Here is a 14226-nt window from a genome sequence, read left to right as displayed (position 1 = left end):
GCTGCTCGGCCGCGCCAGGGCATGGGACGGGCCACAGCGCGGGGGGGATCCTCCTGCTGATCCCGGCGGCGCTGTTCGGACTGCGCAGACGGTTCCGGAGGGATGTTGACGGGTAGACGGATCGCCTGGGGGCGTGGGTTTCTGTTCGCCCTGGGAGGACTCCTCTTTCTCCTGATCTTCCTGTTCGTCCTCTCGCTGAGCCTTCCGGGGGAAGCGATCCTGTCGATGGTCCGCCCCCACCTCGCGAAGGCCGGGATGAATCTGTCCGCGGAAGAGGTCCGCTTCGCATTTCCCGTATCCGTCCGGATGCGCAACGCCGACCTGTTGCTGCCGCAGGGAGAATCGATCCGCCTCGACTCGGTGGATGCCTCGTTCGAACCGCTGGGCCTGTTCCGCGGTCTGCCGTTCCGGGTCACGGTCCGCAAGGGATTCGGCTCCGCGGAAGTGCGCACCTCCCCGGCTTTCTGGAACCCGGGCAGGTTGCAGATGCGCCTGTCCCGGATCGACCACGACGCGCTGACTCCCCCCCTGGCCCCTCGTTCCGACTTCGATTTTTCCCTGACATCCGGCGAACTCCGCGGGAAACAAAGCGACGGTGCCCTCACCGGAAACGGTTCCGCGAGCCTCTCCCTCCTGCGCATACCGATCCCCTCCCGGGAGTCGCCGGTCCGGGAGGCGGAGATCCGGGACGCGGAGATCCGCTTCGCGCTGCGCGGCGGCACCCTCCACGTCTCCTCGTTCACCGGGAGCTACGAGGGGGCCCGGGTCGAGGGAACCGGGGAAGTCGAACGTGTGTTCACCCCCCTCCAGTCGACGGTCACCCTCCACCTGACGATCGTGAACCCGCTGGAGGGGAAGGTCGCGACGCTGTTTGACCTGGTGGCGAAAAACGCCAAGAATGGTACCCTGAGGATCACGGGGACCCCCTTCGCGCCACGGGGGGAATTCCGGTTCTTCTAAAGGGAGGAACGTGAAAAGTCTCGGGATCTCCATCACGCGGGACCAACTGTCCGCCTTCCTCTGGGAGCAGTCCCTCTTTTCCTCGAAGCGGGAGCTGGCCTGCTCCGTGCGCTGCAACGACCCGTACGGGGGCCCCGGGGATATCGCCCGGCTCGCGGAGGAGATCCGGAAAGGGAGCAACGGGAAGCCGATTCCCCCTGTGGTCCTGTCGCTTCCACCGTCCTGGACGTATCTGCGCAGGGTGAAGCTGCCGGTGGCCGACCTTCCCCGCGCGAAGAAGGTGCACCTGTCGGAACTGGAGGGAAACCTCCCGGTCGAGGACGAGGAGATCCTCTCCGACATCCTCCCTTCCCCGCCCGGGGAAAGCGGGACCTTCCTGGCGATCGCCGCGCGCAGGACCGCCGTCGAGAAGACGGTCTCCGCCTTCTCGGAGGCCGGGTTCCGGCTGGACCGGGTCGTCACCGACCATGTCTCCCTTCTCCTGGCCGCCCTCTCCGGGAAACCGTCCTTTTCGGGGTTCCTGCTGTCCACCCTGAACGATCTGACCATCCTCCGGGTGGATGGGGGCGCGCTGGCCTGGGCCCGGCAGTTTCCGGGGGAGATGACGGAGCAGGCGGAGGAGCAGGTCCGGGAGATCGCTTCCCTGCTCCCGGGGGAGGAGGACGGGACCGGCCTTTCGGCCGTGCTCACCTTCGGAGAGGCTCCCGCATTCCTGACAAAAACCATCGGCCTGTCCCCCTTCGCCTCCCCCGTCGACCTGAACGGATGCTCCCCGATCGCCTACGGAGCCGCGCTTGCGCCGTTCCACGCGAAGGAGACCGGCGGCTTCTCCCTGAGGACGTCGGCCGAAACGGAGGGAGAGGTCGCCCGCGGGAAACGACGCACCCGGATCGCCGCCGCCGCCGCCGCGACGGCCCTCCTGGCACTGGCCGTATCGGTCGAGACGTCCCGCTACGCGGCAGGCCAAAAGGTCTCCCGGATCAAGGCGCAGATCCGGAAGGAGTTCACCGAGGCGGTCCCGGGGGTCACGGTGATCGTCCGGGAGACCGCGCAGATCCGCGAGAAGATCCAGTCGTTCGCCCGGCAGCAGAAGGAGCTGGGGAGCGATTTCACGGAGCCGGCCGCGATGCTCGGGAAAGTCTCCGCGGCCCTTCCGAAGGAAGGGAAGGTCCTGGTGCGGGAGGCCTCGTTCGACTCCGGCCGGCTTCGTCTCGCCGGAGAAGCCCCCGACGGACGGATTCTCGAAACCTTCCGCACCTCCCTCGCCGACGCCTTCGGACCGGAAACGGCGGTGACCGTCCGGGAGTCCGAGGGAAGCGCCCGCGGGAGTTCGGTGAAGTTCACGATCCTGATCGAAAAAGGCGGAAACGGCCGTGCTTCGTAGCCGGGAGAAGATCGTCCTGCTGCTGGGGGGAGCGGCCGCCGCGCTGATCCTGCTCTTCTCCTTCGTGATCTTTCCCGGCGTGTCGCGCGTTCGGGCCCTGTCGCGCGCCTCGGAGTCGGCAGAGCGGGAACTGGCCGACCTGCGGAAGATGCGTCCGGAGCTCTCCCGGCTGGACCGGGAGGTCCGGCGAAAGATGGGGCGGGTCGCCTCCGCCGCGAACTCCACGGAATCTCCCCTCTCCCGCCTGACCACCGCGGTGCGGGAGGCCGGGTTCCCCCAGTCCGCGATCGGCGTCAAGTCGGGCGGGACGAAGACCGGGGAGTTCGTGAACGAGGAGTCGTTCGACCTGAAGGTGGAAAACATCACCTACCTCGAGGCGCTGCGGCTCCTGGAGAGGCTGGAGAACGGGACCCTTCCCGTCACCGTCCGCTCCGCGAACCTCAAGAGCCGCTACGACGACCCCAGGTACCTCGACGCGACCCTTCGGATCGGCTTCCTCACCCCGGCGGGCCGATGACCCGTCGTTTCCTGCTTGCGGCGGCCGCGCTGCTCCTGTTGCTTTCCTCCTGCAAGGAGGAGCGCGCCAGACCGGACTTAAGCCCCGCGGACGAGGCGCTGCTGACCGAGAAGGCGGACGGCAAGATCGGGGTCATCATCCGGGAGAACCTTCCCTCGCTGTTCGCGGGGCTGGTGGTCTTCCGGTCCGACGTCTTCCTCTCCCAGTCGGCGATGCTGGACGAGCGGGGTCTTTCGGTGCTCAACGCCTTCGGAAAGGCAGCGATCGTCCTGCTGAACTCCCCCGACATCCCCCTCCTCCTCAAGGAGGACGCGGTGAAGAAGGTCTACTACCTCTGCCGGCAGGGGCCGCTGGCCAGGTTCCATCCCGCCTTCGAGATGGAGCTGCTGCGCCGGTTCGGCGAGGGGAAGGAGCAGGAGCCGGTCTCCTTCCTGATCCGGTTCCGGGACGCCCCCGACGGCAAGGACGAAGCGGCCGTGACGGGGGCGGGATTCCACGTGGACGTGAAGACCGGTCCTGTCTGGGGGATCACCGGCCCGCCGACCTCCCTGCCCCGTCTTCTGGAGAACGACCGAATACTCTTCTACGAGGGAGCATCCAAGGCGAGGACGATGTAGCCTCACCGGAGCCTCTCGTGACCTTGCCGCGACGTAGAAATAACTTCGTTCTTTTCCTCTTCCTCGCATGGGGACTCCTCTCCCTTTCCGGGAGAGAGATCCTTCCCGACCGCCGGAAGATCGATCCGGTCATGGCCCCTGCCGACAACCCGGCCATGGCGGCCGTACAGCGGAAGATCGCCTTGAATCCGGCGCGCCCCGACGCGGACGTTCCGGTCTTCTTCCGCCTCGAAACCGACGATCCGGCATTCCCGGACCGGGTGCGGGATCTCGGCGGAACCGCCAGGTGGGTCGCACCCGGTCTCTACACCGGGCAGATCCCCCGGGACGCGGCACGCTACCTCTCGAACCGGCCGGAGGTGGCCCACCTCGAGGCGGCAAAGAGGGCGCGGCCATTGCTTGATGTCAGCGCTCCGGCGGTTTCCGCCGACCTCGTCCAGGCGGGATCGCCGGGCTGGCCTCCGCCACTCAACGGAGGGATCCGCGGGAACAACGTGTATGTCGGTGTGGTCGACACGGGGCTGGACAACGCCCATCTCGATTTTCATACCGGCGAAAGCGGATCCCCCTCCCGCGTCGCTCACACCTACGCCTCCCCGCAGCTGCCGTTATCCGAGGCGAACCCGCTGACCGACGAGGACGGCCACGGGACACACGTCATGGGGATCGCGGCCGGAAACGGGTTCCATTCCGCGGGAACCTATACGGGAATGGCGCCTAACGCCATCCCGCTGGTCGGAAAGACCTCCTTTTTCACCACCGACATCGTCAATGCGGTCTCCAACCTGCTCTCCTTCGCGGGAACCGCGCCGGTCTCAATCAACCTGAGCCTGGGGCTGGCAACGGGGCCTCACGACGGGACCAGCGCGTTTGAAAGCGCAATCAACTCCCTTGCGACCGAGCCGGCCGGGAGCAGTCGTCTGATCTCCGTGGCGGCGGGGAACGAGCGAACGGACGGGGAACATTTCCAGGCGGTGCTCCCCTCCTTCGGAATCGTGACCGCATTCCTTACCCTGGAGGACACCTCCGGGGCGGCGGCGGAGATCTACGCGGACGGGGACGACCGTTACACCGTCACCGCGACATTGGGGTCCGATACGGTAACCGTCGCCTCCGGCTCCTCCGGCTTATCGCCGGGGGGTTGGATCAGCGTCTCGAACAGAACCTTTCTCCCCTCGAACGGGGCGACCTTCATCTCGGTGTTCTTCCTTCCGCAGTCGACGGGGCAGAGCGGAAACATCCAGCTGAGGCGGACCCGAAACGGGGGATCGGGAAAGCTGGACGGGTATATCGACTGGAACGAGGGCACCTTCGACACCGCCACCGAATCCGGTTCGATCACCGAGCCGGCGAACGCCGACAACGTGATCGCCGTCGGGTCGTATAACACAAAGTCCGGAGGCGAGGCGGGACCGATCGGGGGGATCTCCTCCTTCAGCAGCCTGGGACCGACCCGGGACGGGAGGATGAAGCCGGACGTCGCCGCTCCGGGGTCGGTCATCTACTCGGCCAGGTCTCGGGATGCTTTCTTCAATCCTTCGGAGGTCGTCCCGGCGAATGACAACTACGTCATCCTGCAGGGCACCAGCATGGCCGCCCCGCACGTGGCCGGGATCGCCGCGCTGGTGTGGGAGTCGAACCCCGCGCTCACCGGCGCCCAGATGCGGGAGCGGCTGAAGCGAACGTCCACCCCGATCCTTCCGACCCCGAATACGACATGGGGTTACGGAAAAGCAAACGCGCTCGCCGCCGTCTCGGCGTCGGTGGCATCCATCGGCGCCCCCGCGACTGCCGTGCCGGAAACCCCCGTCCCCCTTACCTCCGGGAACAGCTCGGGGGCATTCGGAAACCCCATTTCGTACACCTGGGCATTCCTGTCGCGCCCGACGGGATCCGGTGCAACGTTTTCCTCCCCTACCGCCTCGTCGACCTCGTTCACCCCCGATATCCCGGGTAACTACCGGATCTCCCTGACGGTGACGCAGGCCTTCCCCGCGGGGACGGCTGCGGGGATCACGGAATCCGTCGTGCATGTAAACAACCTGCCCACAGGGGGCATCTCCGGCCCCTCGTCGACCGACAACGTTACCCCGGTCGTCTTTACGGGAACGGGATCGGACGCGGACAACCAGGCGCTCTCGTTCCACTGGATCCTCCTCGCAAAACCCCCGGGCAGCACCCCTTCCTTCCTTGTGATACCCGTTGGCGCAGACAACGTGACCCTCGTTCCGGATCTTCCGGGAGACTACGAGATCGGGCTTCGGGTGGACGACGGGATGGACAACAGCGCTCTCGTGTCGAAGACGTTCACGGCGAGCGGGTTCCTGTCCATGGGAGGCGGGGGCAGCTGCTCCGTCACATGGCGAGAGGGCGGAGAAGATCCTCCCTCGGCAATCGCCGCCCTTTCGCTCTACCTGTTTCCCCTCTGGATTCTCGCCCTACGAAAGAGATATTTTTTCGTAGTCATATCAAGTCTTTTTCTCAAGTAATGTAATGCGTTCCTTCAGGTCTTTTTCCTTCATCCACCGCTCGGTAACGTCGCGCAACACCGCGACGATCCCCTGCATGGACCCGTCATCCCCGGGTATCAAGGCCACGGAGAACTCCAGGGAGACCCTGGACCCGTCCTTCCGGATACCGGGAACCGAGAGAAGCTCCTTCCCGTACCGGGTGACCCCCGTTTCCATTACCTTGTAGTAGCCTTCCCAGTGCCGCTTCCGCATCTTCTCGGGAATGATCAGGTCCAGCGACCGGCCCAACGCCTCGTCCGCGCGGAAACCGAACATCGCCTCGGCTCCCCCGTTCCACAAACGGATGATCCCTTCCCTGTCCGCGAAGACGACGGCGTCGGGTATCCCTTCCACGATCCGGCGATAAAGCGCCGCGTTTTCCTCGGTCGACATGGTATTCCCTCCCCGTTCGGTCCGCCATGACAGGTTGGATGCCGAAAACCACCCTTTCATTTCCAGAGGGGAATAGCAATCCCCCTGGCACCGGAGAAACAGGGTGTGCCCGTGACGGGAAATGGGGTATCCTTTGCGGCATCCATCTTGCTCCTGGCGCGGAAAACCTGCGTGGAGGATGGCCATGATTCCTGCCGAACCACGGGCAAAGCTCTCCGTCTCGATCTCCAACGGGATGACCGTGGAGTTCCCGCTCGGAATCCATGAGGTGCGCATCGGTCGAGGCCGGGAGGCCGACCTGATGCTGCTCGCCCCCTCCGTCTCCCGACTGCATGCGCGGATCTTCCGCGTCGGAAACCAGTATTTCCTGGCCGACAAGAGCCGGAACGGCACCTTCGTGGACGGGAAGAAGGTGACCCAGATTCTCCTCGAGGGAGGAATGGCCTTCCGGATCGGCCCCTACCAGATCCACTTCCAGCAGGAGGGAGGCTCTCCGACGGCGGAGCCGCCCACCGTGGCCCCGGGAACCGCACCGGAACCTGTCCCTGCCCACCGCGTCAGGGCTCGCCCAGGTGCCGCACCGTCGTCCCCGCTCGGCTTCGTCGGAAAAAGCCCGCATATCCAGAGGATCCTCGGGGAGATCGAGCGGGTCGGGGTCTCCGACCTTCCGGTGCTGATCGAGGGGGAAACCGGCTCCGGGAAGGAACTGGTCTCCCGAGGGATTCACCGGGTCTCCGACAGGCGGAACCGTCCCTTCGTGGTGGTCAACTGCGGCGCCATCTCCCCGGATCTCATCGAAAGCGAGCTGTTCGGTCACGAGAAGGGTTCCTTCACCGGCGCGACCTCCCAGCGCAAGGGGGCCTTCGAGGTGGCACACGGCGGGACGATCTTCCTCGACGAGATCGGGGAGCTCCCCCTTCCGCTACAGCCCAAGCTGCTGCGGTCGCTCGAGCAGAAGGAGATCAAGCGGGTCGGAGGGAACGAGACGATCCTCGTGGATGTGCGCGTCATCGCGGCGACCAACCGAAACCTCCGGGAGGAGATCGCGAGGAAGGGCTTCCGGGACGACCTCTACTACCGGATCAGCACGGTCACCCTCTCGGTTCCGCCGCTTCGGGAGCGCCGGGAGGACATCCTAACGCTCGCAGGCCATTTTCTGCGGGAAATCGCCGAGAAGACAGGCCGCCCGGTGCCTGGGATCTCCCCGGCCGCCGCCGATTTCCTCTCCTCCTTCGACTGGCCGGGGAATGTCCGGGAGCTGCGCAACGCCATCCAGCGCGCGGTGGTGATGGGAGGGGAGGAACGGCTGGAATCCGGCGATTTTTCTTTCCTGCTCTCCTCGAGCCCGCCCCCGCCTCCGGACACTGACACCGGCGTATTCTCCCGCTGGGAGCAGGCGGAGAAAAACAACATCCTCTCCGAGCTCTCCCGCCAGAACTGGAACAAGACCCGCGCGGCGAAGGAACTCGGCATCGCCAAGTCGACACTCTTCGAGAAGCTGAGAAAGTACCGGATCCGTACCCCAGGGTCCGACCGATAATCCTCCCTTCGGTTCGATTTCCAGACTGATGTTCCGCCCCGTCCGGATCGCCATTCCTGGCGGGGCGATTTTCCCTTTCCCAGTCCGGCGGTTTCCCCCTCCCCGTTCGGACCGCTCCGGGAACGCCCCTTGCTCCCCGGTGGAGGCAACGACCATCTCGCACGGAAAGGAGACCGATCATGGAAAAAGGATCCTGCTCGCGGAACCGGAGGGGACAGGGGCTTACCGAGTACATTATCATCGTCGCGCTGGTGGCGATCGCGGCGATCGGCGTCGTGAACATCTTCGGCAACCAGATCCGGAACCAGTTCGCCACAATCGTCGCCGCGATGTCGGGCAATTCGCTGACCGTCGAATCGCTGGCCGACGACGCGAAGGGGCAGGCGACGCAGCGGACGCTGAAGGACTATGCGTCGAAGAACCGGAAATAGGCAGGGGGCCGCGATGGTGGAGTTCCTGCTGGCCGGGCCGGTGCTGACCCTGCTGATCTTCGGCGCAATCCAGATCTCCCTGCTGTGGGCGGGCCAGGGGGCTATCGATACCGCGGCCCACTTCGCGGCGCGGGAGTTCGCGCAGGCCGCCCGGGCCGACTCCCGGAAAGCCAGGGCGGCCGCGCTGGCCAAGGCGGCCGATTTCTGCCGCCTGCGGCCCGGCGGCAGGCTGGCGAGCGCAACGCTGACCTCCCTCGACTTCACCCGCGAAGGCTCGGGAGGGACTGCGGAACCGCCGGCGGCCGGGGAGGCCTACAGGGTCCGCCTGAAGCACTGGGTGGAGCTGTCGGTCCCGATGGCGAACCGGGTCCTGTATGCCCTTGCCCCGGTCGAAAAGGCACGCCTGGGGGGCCGCTATTACCTGGTGCTCCACGCCACCCGCTTCGCCACGGTGGAATGAGATGCTCTCGCTGTTCCCCCGCCAGATCGAGCATCTCCGGGCAAACCGGACGGGACAGGCGACGATCCTGCTGCTGGTCACCATCTCGGCCCTGCTCGCCCTGGGACTGGCGACGTTCCGGCTCCAGCACCTGGGGCTGGAAAAGACGGCGGTCGCCAACGGGATCGACGCGGTCGCTCTCTCCGCGGCGACCTGGGAAGCCCGGGGGCTCAACGTGATCGCCGCCCTGAACGACGGAATTCTGCAGGCGCTGCGCCTGATCCGCTGGACCTGCGTGGTCTGGGCGGCCCTGGCGATTGCCGCCTGCTTCGGTGCGACGGGGCCGTTCCTCGAATACTCGCGGCGGGCTCCGAAGATCCTCCGGAATCTGTGGAGCTGCGCGCTCCAGCTTTCTTCCTGGTCGGTCAAGGTGAAGGAGGCGACCCCCTGGCTGGTCCTCCAGGAAACCGCCTCCCTCTCGAAGCGGTATGGCCTGAAGGGCGCGCTTTTTCCCTTCGATCCCCGCGGCGCCCACGACGGGAAGAATACCCTCGAGCTCCACCTGTCGCCGGGCCCGCCGATGACCTTCGCCGATGCGATCTCCCCGATCACCCGGGTCCCCGGGAAAATCGCGAAGTGGAAATGGGCGAGGAAAATTGCCCGGATGATCACCTCCGTCATCGACCGTGCGCTCCGCGGGATCCTGGGCCCCATGCCGGGATCGATCCGGATGCTGGTCCCGGAGGAGGATCTCCCACGCCGGCAGAAGGTCCGCTTTGCCGGGGGACGCTTGCCCTCTCCCCTCCCGATCCCCTTCTTTCCGCAACCCCACAATCCGCCGCTCTCCGATTTCGCCGTGGGGGAGGTCTACGGCGGGGGTGCCGCCGAGATGACCTGGAAATCGCGGCTTTCCCGCGAGTGGAAGAGCCCATGAAGCGCCGGAGCGGCCAGGCGATCCTCGAAGCGGCGCTGGTACTCCCCTGCCTGCTCGTCCTGCTGGCCGGGGTCTACGTCGCCTGCCGGTCGGCTTCTCTCCGGTCCGCGGCGGAATCGGCGGCCTTCGCCCAGCTCCTTCGGGAGGGAAGGAGGCAGCCCGGCATCCGGGAAAAAATCGCAGGTTCCCTACTGCCGGGCGGACGCGGAGCACTCCTGCACACCGAGCGGAAACGCGCCGTCACCATGATCCCTTCGTTCCTCCCTTCCCTCGAAGGACGGACACGGTGTACCGCCCAGGTGCGTAAGGACTGGAAGGAGGCGGGAAGGATCGCTTCCTGGCCGTCGCTGGAAATTGCTCAGGCGGTGGAGGCCAGCGTGGACTGCTGGGAGAAACAGACTCCTTCCGGGAAAAGAACCTCTCGCGCCGTCCGTGCTTATGTGATCGCGAGGTCGATCCGGTGAGAGCCCTCCGGTTCCTCCTTCCCTCCCTGGCCGCACTGTGGCTTTTGTACTCGTCGGCGCTTTCCATGCCGTTCCGGCCCTTCGGATCCTCCACCCGGTCCTTTTCCATCGACGGTCAGCGGTACGCGGTAAGGCCGTCCGGGGAGGGGGACTTCGCCCTCATTCGCAGGGAACTGTCAAAGTCCGGGATCGACCTTCCCGCGGACGGGGAAATGGACACCGCTCCACATCCCGCCCTTTCCGTCTCGCTGCACCCGGAAGGACCGGCGGAACCGGAAGGGAAATCCTTCCTTCCTCCCGGATTCGAGACCGAGAACTCCCTGCGCCTCGTCTCGGACGAGGGGCCGGTGGAGATCTCCTTCGGGAGAACCAACCGGTCCTCCCGGGAGGCAGCGGGGCTTCTTCGCGCACAAGGATGGCATTGCATCGTTTCCGACCCGGCCGGAAAAGGAGGATTCGTTGCCGAATACCGTTCCGGAAAGGAGAGACTCCTTGCGTTTCTGGAAACGGAAGGGGGAGGGTTCCTCCTCCTCCGCCGCGTGGAACCGTAGGATCCGGACCGTCGCTCCGCTTGCGGCGGGGATCGTTCTGACCGTGCTGGCCGTCTCCGCCGCCCGCCAGCGGATCGCGTCTCTGGAACGGGAGATCCGGGAGCGGAACGAGCCGGTGGAAATCATGGTCGCCGCGGAACCGATCCCGGCGAGGGGAACCCTCTCCGGGGTCAATCTGGCGAAAAAGGCGCTCCCCGCCTCCGGGGCGGGAAGCCGGAACATCCCGGCGGCCGAATTCGAACGGATCCTGGGGACACGGATCCGGTGGGAGATCGAGCCGGGCGAACCGATCCTGTGGAGCGATCTCGAGGATCCGAAGGCGGAGGGAAGCCTCTCCCGTACGATCCCGGCCGGCAGGCGCGCCATCACGGTGGACGCCGACCCCCGCTCCTCCTTCTCCGGGCTCCTCCGTCCTGGAGACCGTGTCGACATCCTCCACGAACGGGAAGCGGGAACCGGCTTCAGGCCGCTGCTGTACGAAATCCCGGTCGTAGCGGTCGATCGCCTCCTCCGCGATCCGCAGGAGACGGAAGAGCGCGCGGAGCCCTCCACGCTCACCCTTTCCGTCCTTCCCGAGGAAAGCATCCGCCTCGCCCACGCCGCGCATAACGGAAAGCTCCAGTACCTCCTCCGCAATCCCGGGGACCACTCCCGGCCGAAACGATCCGCCCGTCCCGCCCGGAGGATGCAGCATGTCGAGATCCTGAAGGGCGGCGTCCCCGAGGAGCGGATTCCGGTCACCGGAGGCGAACCGTCATGAACCGCTTCTTTCCCGTCCGAAGGGTTCTCCCACCGATCGTACTCTGCGCGCTCCTTCTCCCTCTCCCCCTGCCCGCGGAGCCGTTGCGCCTGCGCCCCGGCTTCCAGCAGATCCTCGAGCGGACCGGAGTCCACCGGATCTCGGTGGGGAACCCCGAGATCATCGAAGCCCGCCCCCTCTCCGGAAATGCCGGCGTCCTCGTCGTGGGGAAGAAGGAAGGGGAGACGGACCTGGTCCTCTGGGAAAAAAAAGGCAGGACCGAGTGGACGGTGGAGGTGCGGGAATCCGGCGATTCCGACTTCGAGGAGGCGCGTCTTTTCGCCTCCGCATTTCCGGGGCTCTCCGTCACCGCCGCCGGCCGCTCGGTGATCCTGCGAGGAACAGTGAGGAACGCGGCGGAAAAAGAACTGGTGGAAGCGTTCGCGCGCTCCCGGAAGGCGATCCTCTCCCAGATCAGCCTGCCGGAGGAACGAAAGACCCTGCTCTCGTACGACCTCAAGATCCTCGAGATCGGGAAGGGGTCGAGCGAGCAGCTGGGGATCCGGTGGCCCGAATCGATCGGGGTCGGGGGAAACTGGTCGGCCGGAACGCACGCCGCGACGACATTCACCCTGGCCGGCGATTTCAACGCGACGCTGAACCTGCTGCTGGCCAACGGCCAGGCGAGGATCCTCGCCAACCCGAAGCTGGTCTGCGAAACGGGCCAAAGCGCAACCTTCCTCGCGGGAGGCGAGATCCCGATCGTGATCGTCACCCCGGAAACGCGGACGGTGGAGTGGAAAACCTACGGCATCATTCTGAAGATCACCCCCGCGCTGGACATGGAGGAGCGGGTCGGGACGACGATCCTCGCGGAAATCAGCACGGTCGACCACGGGTCCGGAAGCTCCGACATCCCCGGGTTCCTGACCCGCAGGGTCTCCACACACTTCTCGACCTCCCCCGGGGGGACCGTCATGCTTTCGGGGCTTGTGAAGAACGAGATGGCCAAGGATGTCGCCAAGGTTCCCCTGCTCGGCCAGATCCCGATCCTGGGGGAACTCTTCAAGTCCCGGAAGTTCCGGGAGAACCAGACCGAGCTCGCGATCTTCATCACCCCCTCGAAGGTCCCGGAACAGGATCCGGGGCTCGCCCATTGGGAAAAACGGGAGCGGGAATCCCGGGAGGCGATGCGCTACCGATGGATCGATTGAAGGGAGGAAGAGGCATGCATGCGGAACTCGGCCGGACGCTGCACCGGAAGGTGCTCGCCCACCTCGACGCCAGGAACACCGGAATCCTGCACGGGACCGAGAGCGCGCTCAGGGACCGGGCCGACGCGTTCCTTCGGTCGGAGCTGGAAGCCACCCCGCTGCCGGAACCGAACCGGGAAACGGTCCGGAGCGGAATCCTCGACGAACTGTTCGCCTACGGCCCGATCACTCCCCTGCTCCGCGACCCGACCGTCTCCGAGATCATGGTAAACGGGAATCACTCGGTCTACATCGAGCGGGAAGGGAGGCTCCTTCCCACGGGGGTCGGATTCGTCAGCGAAGACAGCCTGCGGGCGACGGTCGACCGGATGGTGGCCCGCGTGAACCGGCGGCTCGACGAATCCTCCCCCTTCGTGGACGCAAGGCTTCCGGACGGTTCCCGTGTGAACGCGATCATCCCCCCGGTCAGTCTCTCCGGCTGCTGCCTGACCGTCCGGAAGTTCCGCCAGACACCCTACTCGATGGAGGAGCTGGTCCGGGCCGGCACGGTGACGGACGAGGCGTCACGGTATCTCCGGGAGGCGGTGTGCGGGAGGATGAACATCATCGTGTCCGGTGGAACAGGGGCCGGGAAGACCACCCTGCTGAACGCCCTCTCCCAATACATTCCCGACGAGGAGCGGATCGTCACGATCGAGGACGCCGCGGAAATCCGGCTGCACAAGCCGCACGTGGTCCGGCTCGAAGCCCGCCCTTCCAACATCGAGGGGAAGGGTGCCGTCACGATCCGGGATCTGGTCCGCAATTCCCTGCGCATGCGGCCCGACCGGATCATCGTCGGGGAATGTCGCGGCGGGGAAGCGCTCGACATGCTCCAGGCGATGAACACGGGGCACGACGGCTCGATCACGACGGGGCACGCGAACACCCCCCGGGACATGCTGCGCCGCCTGGAAACGATGGTTCTTTTCTCCGGGGTGGAGATCCCGGTGAGGGCGATCCGGGACCAGATCTCCTCCGCGATCGACGTCATCGTCCACATCGTCCGGCTTCCGGAGGGGAGGCGGGCGGTCTCCTCGATCACCGAAGTGACCGGGACGGGCGAAACCCAGATCCTCCTCCAGGAGATCTTCCGATGGACGAAGGGAGCCGGGGAGAACGGGGCGGGATCGCTCGTGTCGACCGGGGTCCCCTCCAAGTTCCTGCATCCGGGAGGAGAGCGGCGTTGACCGTCCCGGAGACCCTGCTGCTGCTCGGAGGGGTTCTCTCCCTCCTGCTCTTTCTCCACCGGTCGGCGTTCCCCTGGCTCCGCGGAAGGCTCGACCGGGCCGCGGTCTCCACCTCGGCGACGCTCCGGGAGGAGCTTCTCTTCCTATCCCCGTCCCAGGCCCGGCTTGCCCTTCTCGCCCTGTGCGCCATTCCGGGAATCTGCGTCGCGATCCTGGTGAGATCCCCCTGGGCCGGACCGGCTGCCGGACTTGCCTGCGCCCTCTTCTCCGGACTGCTGATCCGGACCTACCGGAACCGCCGAAG

The 14226-nt window shown here is 66.1% G+C and carries 16 protein-coding genes and 1 pseudogene (2 of these 17 only partly in view); 16 read left to right on the top strand and 1 reads right to left on the bottom strand.

Features of this window, described 5'->3' with window-relative positions; translation table 11 throughout:
* The 6 genes in view from A2X88_00525 to A2X88_00500 are tightly spaced (at most 17 nt apart) and all read left to right on the top strand, a layout consistent with a single transcriptional unit that may run on beyond the window.
* Positions 1–116, top strand: the 3' end of a protein-coding gene (locus tag A2X88_00525) for a hypothetical protein (GenBank protein OGP34456.1). Its footprint begins 1414 nt before the window's first position; the window shows 116 of its 1530 coding nt (coding positions 1415–1530); its start codon lies beyond the left edge, outside the window; it ends in the stop codon at positions 114–116.
* On the top strand, positions 106–960 hold the full coding sequence (locus tag A2X88_00520; protein OGP34455.1) for a type II secretion system protein GspN: 855 nt from the start codon (positions 106–108) through the stop codon (positions 958–960). Before A2X88_00525 ends, A2X88_00520 begins: the two co-directional genes overlap by 11 nt.
* A gap of 10 nt (positions 961–970) precedes the next feature.
* Positions 971–2344 carry a hypothetical protein gene (locus tag A2X88_00515; protein OGP34454.1) on the top strand — a complete coding sequence of 458 codons (1374 nt, stop codon included), beginning with the start codon at positions 971–973 and terminating at the stop codon, positions 2342–2344.
* On the top strand, positions 2334–2861 hold the full coding sequence (locus A2X88_00510) for a hypothetical protein (GenBank protein ID OGP34453.1): 528 nt from the start codon (positions 2334–2336) through the stop codon (positions 2859–2861). The genes A2X88_00515 and A2X88_00510 overlap by 11 nt, the downstream gene beginning before the upstream one ends.
* A complete protein-coding gene (locus tag A2X88_00505) occupies positions 2858–3478 on the top strand; it encodes a hypothetical protein (GenBank protein ID OGP34452.1) in 621 nt (206 codons plus the stop codon). The genes A2X88_00510 and A2X88_00505 overlap by 4 nt, the downstream gene beginning before the upstream one ends.
* 17 nt (positions 3479–3495) lie before the next feature.
* Complete coding sequence (locus tag A2X88_00500; GenBank protein OGP34451.1) at positions 3496–5967, top strand: hypothetical protein; 2472 nt, start codon at positions 3496–3498, stop codon at positions 5965–5967.
* On the opposite strand, the gene A2X88_00495 is transcribed toward A2X88_00500, so the two are convergent.
* Positions 5947–6381 carry a histidine kinase gene (locus A2X88_00495; GenBank protein OGP34450.1) on the bottom strand — a complete coding sequence of 145 codons (435 nt, stop codon included), beginning with the start codon at positions 6379–6381 and terminating at the stop codon, positions 5947–5949. The genes A2X88_00500 and A2X88_00495 overlap by 21 nt on opposite strands.
* Positions 6382–6559: 178 nt before the next feature.
* Between A2X88_00495 and A2X88_00490 the strand changes: the two genes are divergently transcribed.
* The 10 genes and pseudogenes from A2X88_00490 to A2X88_00445 all read left to right on the top strand — a co-directional run.
* On the top strand, positions 6560–7921 hold the full coding sequence (locus tag A2X88_00490; protein OGP34449.1) for a hypothetical protein: 1362 nt from the start codon (positions 6560–6562) through the stop codon (positions 7919–7921).
* A 179-nt stretch (positions 7922–8100) separates the two neighbouring features.
* The gene (locus A2X88_00485; protein ID OGP34448.1) at positions 8101–8352 is read left to right on the top strand and encodes a hypothetical protein; all 252 of its coding nucleotides are present in this window, start codon (positions 8101–8103) and stop codon (positions 8350–8352) included.
* 13 nt (positions 8353–8365) lie between these two features.
* Positions 8366–8812 (top strand): hypothetical protein, encoded by a 447-nt coding sequence (locus A2X88_00480; protein ID OGP34447.1) that lies wholly within the window; start codon positions 8366–8368, stop codon positions 8810–8812.
* A 1-nt stretch (position 8813) separates the two neighbouring features.
* Positions 8814–9725 carry a hypothetical protein gene (locus tag A2X88_00475; GenBank protein OGP34446.1) on the top strand — a complete coding sequence of 304 codons (912 nt, stop codon included), beginning with the start codon at positions 8814–8816 and terminating at the stop codon, positions 9723–9725.
* Positions 9722–10189: a hypothetical protein gene (locus tag A2X88_00470; protein ID OGP34445.1), complete on the top strand. Its 468-nt coding sequence runs from the start codon at positions 9722–9724 to the stop codon at positions 10187–10189. Before A2X88_00475 ends, A2X88_00470 begins: the two co-directional genes overlap by 4 nt.
* Positions 10186–10740 (top strand): hypothetical protein, encoded by a 555-nt coding sequence (locus A2X88_00465; protein OGP34444.1) that lies wholly within the window; start codon positions 10186–10188, stop codon positions 10738–10740. The genes A2X88_00470 and A2X88_00465 overlap by 4 nt, the downstream gene beginning before the upstream one ends.
* Complete coding sequence (locus A2X88_00460) at positions 10682–11500, top strand: Flp pilus assembly protein CpaB (GenBank protein OGP34443.1); 819 nt, start codon at positions 10682–10684, stop codon at positions 11498–11500. The genes A2X88_00465 and A2X88_00460 overlap by 59 nt, the downstream gene beginning before the upstream one ends.
* On the top strand, positions 11497–12693 hold the full coding sequence (locus A2X88_00455) for a hypothetical protein (GenBank protein OGP34442.1): 1197 nt from the start codon (positions 11497–11499) through the stop codon (positions 12691–12693). The genes A2X88_00460 and A2X88_00455 overlap by 4 nt, the downstream gene beginning before the upstream one ends.
* A gap of 14 nt (positions 12694–12707) precedes the next feature.
* Positions 12708–13922 carry a hypothetical protein gene (locus tag A2X88_00450; GenBank protein OGP34441.1) on the top strand — a complete coding sequence of 405 codons (1215 nt, stop codon included), beginning with the start codon at positions 12708–12710 and terminating at the stop codon, positions 13920–13922.
* Positions 13919–14226: pseudogene (locus tag A2X88_00445) on the top strand (hypothetical protein); it runs 103 nt beyond the window's last position. Before A2X88_00450 ends, A2X88_00445 begins: the two are co-directional and overlap by 4 nt.

The organism is Deltaproteobacteria bacterium GWC2_65_14, assembly GCA_001797615.1.
Lineage (GTDB): Bacteria > Desulfobacterota > Deferrimicrobia > Deferrimicrobiales > Deferrimicrobiaceae > GWC2-65-14.
Note: the sequence above shows the minus strand (reverse complement) of the source record. Positions and strands in the feature narration are given on the sequence as shown.